At 33.4% G+C, this 10,423-nt stretch carries 12 protein-coding genes; 8 read left to right on the top strand and 4 right to left on the bottom strand.

Annotation, left to right across the window (positions count from 1 at the left end):
• Positions 1 to 318: 318 nt before the first annotated feature.
• From B9T24_RS16460 to B9T24_RS16445, 3 genes are all read left to right on the top strand, one after another.
• The gene (locus B9T24_RS16460) at positions 319 to 534 is read left to right on the top strand and encodes a hypothetical protein (protein ID WP_086166788.1); all 216 of its coding nucleotides are present in this window, start codon (positions 319 to 321) and stop codon (positions 532 to 534) included.
• 158 nt (positions 535 to 692) lie between these two features.
• Positions 693 to 1,031, top strand: coding sequence for a hypothetical protein (locus B9T24_RS16455; RefSeq protein WP_086166787.1), 339 nt, complete (start codon positions 693 to 695; stop codon positions 1,029 to 1,031).
• 964 nt (positions 1,032 to 1,995) lie between these two features.
• Positions 1,996 to 2,370: a hypothetical protein gene (locus B9T24_RS16445; protein WP_086166785.1), complete on the top strand. Its 375-nt coding sequence runs from the start codon at positions 1,996 to 1,998 to the stop codon at positions 2,368 to 2,370.
• 98 nt (positions 2,371 to 2,468) lie between these two features.
• Here B9T24_RS16445 and B9T24_RS16440 read toward each other — a convergent pair whose 3' ends face one another.
• Positions 2,469 to 2,759 (bottom strand): type II toxin-antitoxin system YafQ family toxin, encoded by a 291-nt coding sequence (locus tag B9T24_RS16440; protein ID WP_086166784.1) that lies wholly within the window; start codon positions 2,757 to 2,759, stop codon positions 2,469 to 2,471.
• Positions 2,746 to 3,006 (bottom strand): type II toxin-antitoxin system RelB/DinJ family antitoxin, encoded by a 261-nt coding sequence (locus tag B9T24_RS16435; protein ID WP_005254175.1) that lies wholly within the window; start codon positions 3,004 to 3,006, stop codon positions 2,746 to 2,748. The genes B9T24_RS16440 and B9T24_RS16435 overlap by 14 nt, the downstream gene beginning before the upstream one ends.
• Before the next feature lie 158 nt (positions 3,007 to 3,164).
• Here B9T24_RS16435 and B9T24_RS16430 point away from each other — a divergent pair, with 158 nt between their 5' ends.
• Both B9T24_RS16430 and B9T24_RS16425 read left to right on the top strand, forming a co-directional pair.
• On the top strand, positions 3,165 to 3,491 hold the full coding sequence (locus B9T24_RS16430; protein ID WP_086166783.1) for a hypothetical protein: 327 nt from the start codon (positions 3,165 to 3,167) through the stop codon (positions 3,489 to 3,491).
• Positions 3,492 to 3,819: 328 nt separating this feature from the next.
• Entirely contained in the window at positions 3,820 to 4,155 is a 336-nt protein-coding gene (locus B9T24_RS16425) for a helix-turn-helix domain-containing protein (protein ID WP_086166782.1), read from the top strand.
• A 3-nt stretch (positions 4,156 to 4,158) separates the two neighbouring features.
• Here B9T24_RS16425 and B9T24_RS16420 read toward each other — a convergent pair whose 3' ends face one another.
• A complete protein-coding gene (locus B9T24_RS16420; protein ID WP_086166781.1) occupies positions 4,159 to 4,677 on the bottom strand; it encodes a plasmid replication DNA-binding protein in 519 nt (172 codons plus the stop codon).
• A 77-nt stretch (positions 4,678 to 4,754) separates the two neighbouring features.
• A complete protein-coding gene (gene repM, locus B9T24_RS16415; protein WP_086166780.1) occupies positions 4,755 to 5,690 on the bottom strand; it encodes a replication initiation protein RepM in 936 nt (311 codons plus the stop codon).
• Positions 5,691 to 8,516: 2,826 nt separating this feature from the next.
• Between repM and B9T24_RS17255 the strand changes: the two genes are divergently transcribed.
• The 3 genes from B9T24_RS17255 to B9T24_RS16390 all read left to right on the top strand — a co-directional run bounded on the left by B9T24_RS17255 (position 8,517) and on the right by B9T24_RS16390 (position 10,346).
• The gene (locus B9T24_RS17255) at positions 8,517 to 8,714 is read left to right on the top strand and encodes a hypothetical protein (protein WP_228145741.1); all 198 of its coding nucleotides are present in this window, start codon (positions 8,517 to 8,519) and stop codon (positions 8,712 to 8,714) included.
• Positions 8,715 to 9,603: 889 nt separating this feature from the next.
• The gene (locus B9T24_RS16395) at positions 9,604 to 9,864 is read left to right on the top strand and encodes a hypothetical protein (protein WP_086166778.1); all 261 of its coding nucleotides are present in this window, start codon (positions 9,604 to 9,606) and stop codon (positions 9,862 to 9,864) included.
• Between the two features lie 176 nt (positions 9,865 to 10,040).
• Positions 10,041 to 10,346, top strand: coding sequence for a hypothetical protein (locus B9T24_RS16390; RefSeq protein WP_086166777.1), 306 nt, complete (start codon positions 10,041 to 10,043; stop codon positions 10,344 to 10,346).
• Positions 10,347 to 10,423: the final 77 nt, after the last annotated feature.

Genomic DNA, 10,423 nt, shown 5'->3' with positions numbered 1-10,423 from the left:
AACCTTCTGAATATTGGATAGAGGCTTACACTATGATTGGTACTGAAGTTATTGCAGATTTTTCTGATGAGTTCAATATAGAAGAAAATTTATTACAGATTGATTATCCTAATTTAATAAATATTCCTAACACTGAATTAGTTTATTTAAGATATGAATCCCCCGATTTAACATAATGGGCATTATACGAAATTTTTAAATTTCTTTAATTATCAAAAAGATAACCACATTTTTTAAATTTCGTATAAGGTGTATTAATTTTAGGATAAATTTAAGGAACAAAAAAATTTCGAATGACAATCTGTGGGTGATTTTTTCATGAAGATATTAAATAAACTCCTTAGCCTTGAATTAGCAATTGGTTCTTCATTAAGTCAGAAGACTAATTTAATCTTCTCTTTTTTATTTGCTTTAATTTTTACAGGAATTGCTCTTTCAATTGAGAATAAAACTTACATATGTGTTTTTGCAGGAATGCTACTTTTTTGGCAAAGATACGTTGTTTTAAAATTAAGAAATAAAGAGCCAAATTAAATTAGTAAAAAATTCCGAGTCTATTTAACATAGTGGCGATTATACGAAATTAAAAAAATCTCATGCAAAACATAGGCTTCGTATAATCTGTATTATGTTAATTTTAGGAAAACTTAAAATCTATAAATCTATTCATACTTTTGAATTAGGCTTTTCATATGATTGATAATATTTTAAAAGATAATTCAGTAGTTACAGATATTGCAGGTGACTACACTCTAGTCAAAACTAAAAATCCAACTATTGCTTTTCAACTAGTTAAGTTCGGTTTTAAGTTGAATGAGCATGATAGCTTTGAAAAAAATAATCTAGATCAAGAAGATCGGTTAAAAACTATAAAAAATTTAATTAGTATTAATTCAATTTTTTCGGCTGGCCGAGACTGGAGCCCTGAAGAACTATTAGATTTTTATAGAGAGCAAAAGCTTCTAAATGAACCATATAGGGTTATTTCTTGGAAGGATCGAAATAATTATCAAATAAGAGTTGTTGAATAAATTGCGAAAAATTAGCCCATTTAACATAATAGCGCTTATACGAAACGCAATATAAAAAGAATTTGTTTTTCAGTAAGTTAAAAAAAATTGACCCACCTTAAAAACAGTAAAAAACCGACTTCGACACAAGTCGGCTTTTTTATGTACAACTCTGGAACATATTGCCAATAAAGTTGATTAATATTTAATCAAATTGGCGCATTGTTGTGATTTATCAACTCATCCACTGCTCAAATTATCCCCAATTTCTGCGGATAACCCTTGGGGTAAAATTTAAACAGTTTTGTACGCATTTGCTCACAACAATTCCCGCCCTTTGCGGCTATACGACCTCACGCTTATTTCTTATCATGGGGACATAGAGAGCAGGATGCTCCAGATAAGAATAACAAGATTAGATACAGGGAATGTGAGGTACGACAGGAGTTATGCCAACGCATCAAATATGTAAAAAAGCCCAACAGGATGTTGGGCTTTTTTATTGCTTATTTAATTCGTATTATCCGAAGTAAGTTAATTTTAGAAAAAATTAACTTAATTCCCCAAAATTTTAAGAAATGATTTGTGGGTTTATTTATTTAGGTGTTGGTATGAGTTTTTTTCAATGGAATTTTTTATTTTTAATTGTTTGTGCATTATTTGTGCATATCTTTTTTAAAAAAAATGTAAAAGTTAGAATTTATGAGAATGTCTTTTTAATAATATACGCTCCTATACTTTTATTTATTTATTTGAATAATAAAGAACCAAATTTATCTGATATGCAATTATCAATATTCTTATTATTTTTATTTGAGATTTTCTCTATTTTAAAAATATATAAGTTATTCAAACATATTAGATAGATGATCTATAAATATAAATTCACCTCCTCAGTAAACCACATCTGCTGTTACTAGTGCTTTAAGGTGGGCAAATACGCGGTTCTCGTTTTAGGTAATATCTATTTTAAGGTAATAAAAAGATGGAAAAGAAAGCTGTGATAGCATTACATAATGGGCTATTTTTTCTTCATGGTGATGAAGATCCACTTGTTATTCCAGAAATAAAAGATGAACAGATAAAACCAATTAGAAGTGAAAATTGTATAGTTATATTTGCCCAACATGCAGTTGATGGTATGACTGAAATTACATTAGAGTACAATGAAAATTATTTTTATAATGCTGATTTAAATAAAATTTTTAGTGACCAAATTTCATTTGGAAAACTAATTATAATCAGTGACCCAGAAAGTAATTCGATTTTAGAATTGGAAACAGAGCATTTAATTGAGAAAGTTGAAATATATGCTGATGATATTGAATATCCAACTAAAATTAAAATTGTAGTTTCCTAAAATTAACATAATACACCTTATGCAAAATTAAAAATGGGAGCTTTAAGCTCCCATTTTTGAAGATAATTTTTTAAATTTTGTTGTTGAAATTAGGTCGTTCAAATTGCTAGTTCACTATGACTACCTAATCGAACTAACTTCAAAATTAGCAGTTCACCTTCTTCTGTTTTCTTATAGATTAAAACAAGATCTGGTTTGATATGGCAATCACGATGACCTACCCAATTACTGACCAAAGCATGGTCACGATACTTTTCAGGCAAGGTTTCATCAGCTTGCAATAACTCTAAAACAGTTTGTAGGTCAGCATCTACGGTATTTCGATGCTGACCTTTTTTCTCACGTTTATAGTCTTTCTTGAATGCTGATGTGTACTTAATCGTCCGCATTTAGATCAGCCATTAAGTCTTTTACAGAAGTAAAGCTTTTTGCTTTACTCAGATCTTCTTCCATTGCAGCAATGGTTTCAGCATTCGGTTGCCAAATTTCAAAAGGTAGAGCCTTTTCTTTAGCTACTTTTGTCAACAACAAACGGACTGCATCTGAGACAGTTAAGCCCATTGTTGCGAGAACTTCTGTTGCTTCATGCTTAATGTTTTCATTAATGCGAGTAGTTACTAGTGCATTTGAAGCCATGTTAAGCTCCTGTGATTAACATTGTTAATCACACTATATTCCTAGATGAAGAAAAGTTCAATTCGTATAAGCGCTATTATGTTAAATGATGGGGATGTTATAGACAGATATTTCAGCTTTCTATAATTTGATAACAAAAGATAGTAGGTGTTTTTGACATGCAAAGATGTATAAATCAACTTGTCGAATTAGGAAAATTTTTAGACTCTAAGACTATTCTCAAAGATCCAAATGGATATGATTACGTATGCAAAGTTCAAAATCTGATAGAAGAAATAAAAGAACCTATCACTATTGAAGAAGCTATAGCATTAACAAAACTATTTGGTGAAGATGATCTTTTTGGGTTAGCAGGTACTTTAGTTAAAATTATTGAGACAGCTCCAGAATGGCCTATTTCAGAAGTATTCCCTGATAGTTCTAATGAATGGGTACAGTCATTGATAATTAGAAAAATAAATTATGAAAACTCTATAAATGATTAAGTTTTTCTAAAATTAACATAATACACCTTATACGAAATGCAAATTTTATTCTTATATAAATCATAGTCTTATCGTATCTGTGAAAGCCCAATCCTCACCGGTTGGGCTTTTTACGTGAATTGTCGCGTTCCACGCTTAATAAGTGAGCAATGTTTCACATTTTTGTTCATTTGAATTAAACAATCCTGAGTAATTATTGGGTCTAAAAAACAAATCTCAAAGCGTCTTTCCCCCTGTTTCGGATAGACCTTTTTTTTCAAAAGTACCTGACATTAAATGTGGTTTAAGCTAACTTAAACAGGAAATAATGTCGGTTTTTGGGGTTTTTATGAAGAAGTCTTCTAGTCATTTTTTGATGTTTGGCGTAGCAGAATTACTCCAACACGTTGGACAAAATATTAGAACGGCAAGAATACGCAGGAATCTGACAATTCTGGAGTTAGCCAATCGAGTCCATGTCGATGAACGTACTATTAGCCGACTGGAAAAGGGTGATCCCAGTATTAATTTTAAAAACTTGGTGACGGTTTTAATGGTATTAGGTCTGGAGGATTCTGTTTTTGATATTGCTGATCCAAACGCAGATGAATTGGGGAGAGCCTTAGAATTAAAAAAATATCCTAAGCGGGTTCGGAAAATGGATCAACTGAGTGATGATTTCTAAGAACTAGCCGTTCGGTAGGAAAAATCGACTCCAGAAGCCTCTTTTCTCTGGTTCCGGCTCTATATGTTCAGGAATAGAAATACGACTATTCTCGACTACCTCTGGCTCTTTGGGTGGCTTTGCTATTACTTCATTGTTTTCATCTAAAATTGGTTCTGATTGAGTTTTTTCTGGGTCGATAAAACTAGTGGTATATGGTCTAGGTGCTTCTAATAGACGTTGCATAGTTTCGATCTGATTATGATAAAAAGATTCTCGGTCTTTTGCATCTGAAAGCTGATTTTTAAGCATGTCTACTTGTTGTCTAAGCAGTAAAAATTCTGCCGAATTTAGACTGTCTATTTTTACAGATTCTTTTACATCAACTTTTTTTACAGGTTCTCCAAATACACGGATAGCCTCAGAGAAATCAATTTTATTATCAGAATTTTTACTTAAAATTCCTTTGTTTATGTTGTTGTAAATAGTTTGTCTATTGATGTTGTAAAGTTTTGATAATTCAAGAACAGAAAGACTTTTCATGGTATAGAGCTATGCCTAATCTTGTCAAAATTTATTGCTATTAGACTGTCTAATAGACAAATGAGCAAGTCTATAATTTAGACAGATTGAAATCCCACTTTTTGTAGGAATGGTAGTAACTCCTGAAACTTTTCTTGATTTTTTAGCATCTCAGCAATTCGAATAGCAAATTGTGTATAGCTCTCATTACCCTGAGAGTACTTATTCATGTCTGGAAGTTCTGAAAGTTTATTTGCAAACAGGTGTCTCTGCTTATCTGTCATTTTATTAAACAGATGTAAAGGATCTGGTTCTTTATGAGGTTTAATAGATTGAGATATAACTTTCTTCTGTTTAAAAGTGAATGAGAACCCTGAAATTGAGCGTCCTTTCTTATGCTGTTCATACTTTGCTGTTATGTCAGTTAACTCATTAACCTGTTTCAGAGCAAAATCTAAAACGTAAGTCTTAAAATTACTCATAGTTTTATATTGGTGAGATTCAACACCAAGCTGTTGTCGGAACGTTGGTAAGTCAAATAGAGGTGTTTTTCCATTAGATCGCCATTGAATTAACAGCTCATACAATCTAATGGCATATGAGCTTGTTAATCTAGAAACCTGTTGTAACTCGTATTTAGTGAAATTCTCTTCTAGCCTAGTGATGAGAGGTACAATATCTTGTGTAAATCGCAGGAAAACTATCCCTGAATTTTGTTCATACCCAATTTTATCTACCCACCGGCAGTGGAAACTACGATCATTCCCAGTTTTAGGGTTAACGTCATGATAAGTGACATAACGATCAAATAAGCTTTTTGAAGCTTCACGGAGTACAGTATATGCAGTGTGTTTTTCTACATTGAATGTATTGATATAGCTGCTTGCATGTACTTCGAGCAAACTATTTTCTGTGATGCCATGTCCAGTTTCTCTTGCCTCAGCAATTGCTAACAGAATTAAACGCTGCTCCACCATATCTAAGGTGTAACTAGCTTGAATTAAGGCATTATCTTTTACTACTAACTCAGCCATTTTTAATAATAAAGTTATAATTAATTAGGTTGTACCTTAACCTAGTTCAATAAGTTTGTAAATCAACCTAATTTAATGGATCTACAAACCTATCTTTAAGGTCGATAAACCTAGTTTAATAGGTCGATAAACCTAGTTTAATAGGTCGATAAACCTAGTTTAATAGGTCGATAAACCTAGTTTAATAGGTCTTGAAATGCTTTCATATCGAGACTTTCAGCTAGTTTAAAAGCATTTAAAAGCATTAAAAATAATTAAAAACCTTTTTCATGAAAAATTGCCCTATGTTTTCGCTACGCTCAAACTCTATTGAACTTCGCTTTCGCTCAGTTCGAAGGGGCAATTTTTAGCTTAATACCAACGTGAATTTAAGAAAAAGCAAAAGCAAGATCAAAAGCAACTCGGAATTCGCTTCGCTCATCAAGCTTTTTTGCTCGCTACGCTCGGTCGAGAATCAATTTTCTGCATGTAATCTATATTTATTTAGATTCTGAAATTAAAAAAACTGTTTTTCAGAAGGTCTAGGCGCGAATTTTAGTGGTTCGCTCGTAGACACTCGCTCTATATATGCTGATTAGAGGCTTAAAATGGCATTTTTTAGCCCGATTACAAAGTTATATGGTGAAAGGGTAGTTTTTTCTAAAAAGTGGCTTAAATCGCAAATGAGCGCAAAATAAGGTAAGCCCTGTCCATTTGAATGGACAGGGCTTGTTTTTGGAGTTTAACGTCACCGCCTAACGCCAATGAAATGCATTGGTACATTTTCACAGTTATCAACTTGCGACTTTTCTTTGCGTTGCAAAGGAAGCGAATTTCAAACCGTTCAGACAGCTTATGCCCGACTGTCCTCTCTACTAAGTTTGATACATTCTCCGGTTATGTTTTAGTTCCACAACTACGACTTGCTAATACCTTGCGCTCGCTAGCGCTTTAACGGGTTGTTTTACATCTCTGCTAAATATTCATCCGCTGGCCAGTGCTTTCCTTTAACTGCTTCTGCGCTAAGTCACATGTGGACCGCTCTGTAGTTAACTGAAAAAACTGACGTCTCTGCTAAAATTGAATACCGCTCGTAAAACAACAGATCGCTAAATTACATCTCTGCTAAAGCGCAAGGCTAGAAGCGATTTCTTTGGGGTTGAACAGGGTTCAAACGCATTGAAATAACTTGGTGTTTGGTTGGCGTGAACCAACAACGGAGCCACCGTTTATGTTTCTTACTGAGTACTCTCCAAATATCGCAAACATTCGCAGCCACGCCAATGTTTGTAATAATTCAATTGGATTTCTTCCACGCCAAACTTGTTTGTATCATTTCATAGATACCGAGGTTGCCACACCTCACGTTTAAAACCCTTGTCATGGTTTTAAATATTGCTCGCATTGTCTTTCGCTTCATCACCGCTTACGTTTTTATTCGCTCGAAGTGACTGGATCTGCATCAAATTTGAGGCAGAATCTACTCAACAATTCTCCTTCTCTCATAAATTAAAACTTATTCCCCACTCAAGGCAGGTTTTCGCTTCAAAAAGTCTATATTACGGAGCCACCGTATATAATGATCGACCTGAGAGATTCCCATATTAGTCTTCATGGTCTGTGTTGATTTAAATCAACGATCAGTACGCCTATCCACTCTGTAAAATAACAGCCTTCCAGTTTTTTACGGTAAGAGTTCCAAAAACCCATATTATTCACCGTTATTCGACTTCATTGTGGGTAAAGCACTTGATCTACGCAAAGCAACATCTTCGCTATGTGTGTATCGCTAAAAATAAAAAAAACCGCAATGAACTTAATCAATGCAGTCTTAATTTTTTCGCGACATAACGTTTTACGTGTCACCGTTACAGGCTTGAGCTATCCAGCGATCTCATTAACCAAATTAAAATGTCATCCGACAAATTTTTTAACTCAATCAATGAGTACCAGAGTAATCCAGATTTCTCCTCATACTCCCTAGTACCTCGCGATACTCTCAGCAGCCCACCTGTGCGCCATACATCATGCCCTTCGTAAAAATTGAAGCATGAAATAGGTGTGGTTAACGTAACTATCATCCGTGTAGTTACTCACACTCTCCATGAGACAGGGTTTGATCTAGTCACCTAGATTCCCGTTTCTATGTCGCCCAACTTTGTCTGCGCCTCATTTCATAGAGGCGCTTTCAGATTGATCCGGTCAAAAGGCAGAGTTTCACTGCCTAGTGCCGTTCATAGCCGCGCCAGCTAGATTTCTCACGCACGCAGCTTTGCGAGTTTTAGTAAACGTTGGCTGACGTTTACACATAAAACTCACGACAAGGGTTTTAGATTTGCCTTACAGACACTATTCACATCTGGTTGAGCAAATCTTATTCGGCAAGTCTGAGATTAAAGGGTTTCGCGTCTCCAATCAAGGAACTCTTATTTACGGTACAACCAATTTTGGGAGAAAAACGCTAAAAAAGAGCAAAAAAGCGGTAAAAAAATTTTGTAAATCATGGTGTCCCTTTTATGCTTCAACCATTCGCTATTCTATTTGGTTGAAAAGTGATCTTGTGTTCTACGCGCCTTCCAGTTTGGAACTCTTATTTACGGAAAGCCCATTTTCGCGATAAAAAAGTTCAAATGTAGAAAAAAATAGTTAATTTATTTTTGTAAATTAGGGTGTCCCTTTTATTACTGACCCACTTCATTCTGTTTTTGGGTGAAAATTAACCATTGTGATTTTTTGAGATGGTTTGTTTTGTCTAGGAAGTGGATGTGAAATATCTCTTGATCGGAGTTTTGATGATGACCGTTGCTGCTATGATTAAATTTCATCGAGCCTGACATGAGATGAAAAATGCCACTATATCCAGATGACTATTTTTTGACTCGACAAGAAATAGATGAGCTACGTACAGATGCCAAGCAGGCTTCAAAAGCGATGACCGCTTTAATCAATTTTAACATGGAGGAGCGCTATTCCTATCAAGTTGAATGGTCGGCTGAGGATGGTCAACATGTCGGGCGTTGTAAGGACTTTCCTTCACTCTCTTAGATCGATGCTGATCGAGACAAGACACGTTTAGGCATTGAGAAACTGGTTTTTGAAGTCCTACAGGATATAGCTGCGAATAGTGAAAAATTCCCTGACCGAATAGATCTTCTCTCGCTCTCCAGAACAGTGAAATATGGTTTAGGTATTCTTTTCGAAAAATGCCTCATTCCGGTCGATGTATTCACTTAAATTATAAGAGTTTAGGCCATATTCTTTGAGCATATTGTTGATGTACTTAAAAAACAATGAATAAGCAATGAAAAGCAGACTCAGTACGATAATTTCAAATTTAAGTGCTGGAAATACGGCTTTTTGGTCGGTGATCAACATGTCTAGCGTGAAATGCTGAAAGAAATAAATGAAGAACGTGACTAAACTGAGCAAGGTCAAAACAAGATAAATTCTAATGCCGGCAGTAGATTGATTCTGGAGCTTCTTTAATTTTTCGAAAGTTAATGCGTTCATTTTTTGATTTAAGGTCGCTGACGTGTGTGCAGTGTAGAGCTTTTCTTTATACGAAGAAATTCACCTCCTTTACGTTTAGGTAGGTATTATGTGTGCTGAGATTTTTTTACTTTTTAAATTATATTAAGTATATGATTTTATTTATTATTATGGTTTTTGATTTTAAATCAAACTAAAACAATTAAACACATAAGTTATTGAAAATAAATATAAAATATAGAGCACACACGATAGCTACCTTTTAACAAAAAAGGTAGCTATCGTGTGTGCCGGACAGACTAATTACGTACTACTTTTTGTTTCGCCTTATTTAAGGAGAACCCTGACACTTTAATTGGGTTCTAACATCCTAGTTTCGTATAAAGTGTATTATGTTAATTTTAGAAAAATTAAAAAAATATTTTAAAGATATGGGGATCATAAAATGTTTTGGAACGATATGATTGAAAGCAGCTATATTGAAAAAGCTTTCTTTTTTATTTTAGTAATATTCTTTAGCTTTATCAGTTCTTGGTATTATCAAAGAATGAAAAATATGGTTTTTGATGCAGATATTGCTTTCTATTCAATATTAGTGGGAGGATTAATCTTTATCTTTATATTTTCCACTTTCTGGTGGAGTTTTCCCAGTGCAGTGTTATCAGGAATACTCGGTGGTTTTCTTTATACACAAAGAGCTTCATAAATTAGAAGATAATGAATATCTTTATCAAAAAAATTAAAGAGTTTTTCTCCTCCATTTAACATAATGGCGATTATACGAAATTTTTAAATTTCTTTAATTATCATAAAGATAATATTATTTTTAAAATTTTATATAAGGTATATTATGTTAATTCTAGAGTTTCTTAAAATATTGAAATGAATGATCTAATCCTTTTAAAAATTTCCATACAAAGAGCTTTACTCGGGTATCTGACACCAGATGTAAGATCTGTAAATATTAAAATAATCGAAAAAATAATTTATTTATATATCGTTATTGATGGAAAACCTTCTGAATATTGGATAGAGGCTTACACTATGATTGGTACTGAAGTTATTGCAGATTTTTCTGATGAGTTCAATATAGAAGAAAATTTATTACAGATTGATTATCCTAATTTAATAAATATTCCTAACACTGAATTAGTTTATTTAAGATATGAATCCCCCGATTTAACATAATGGGCATTATACGAAATTTTTAAATTTCTTTAATTATCAAAAAGATAACCACATTTTTTAAATTTCGTATAAGGTGT

Source organism: Acinetobacter sp. ANC 4654 (assembly GCF_002135425.1).
GTDB lineage: Bacteria > Pseudomonadota > Gammaproteobacteria > Pseudomonadales > Moraxellaceae > Acinetobacter > Acinetobacter kyonggiensis.
The sequence above is the reverse complement of the archived record's forward strand: the minus strand, read 5'-3'. Positions and strand labels throughout refer to the sequence as shown.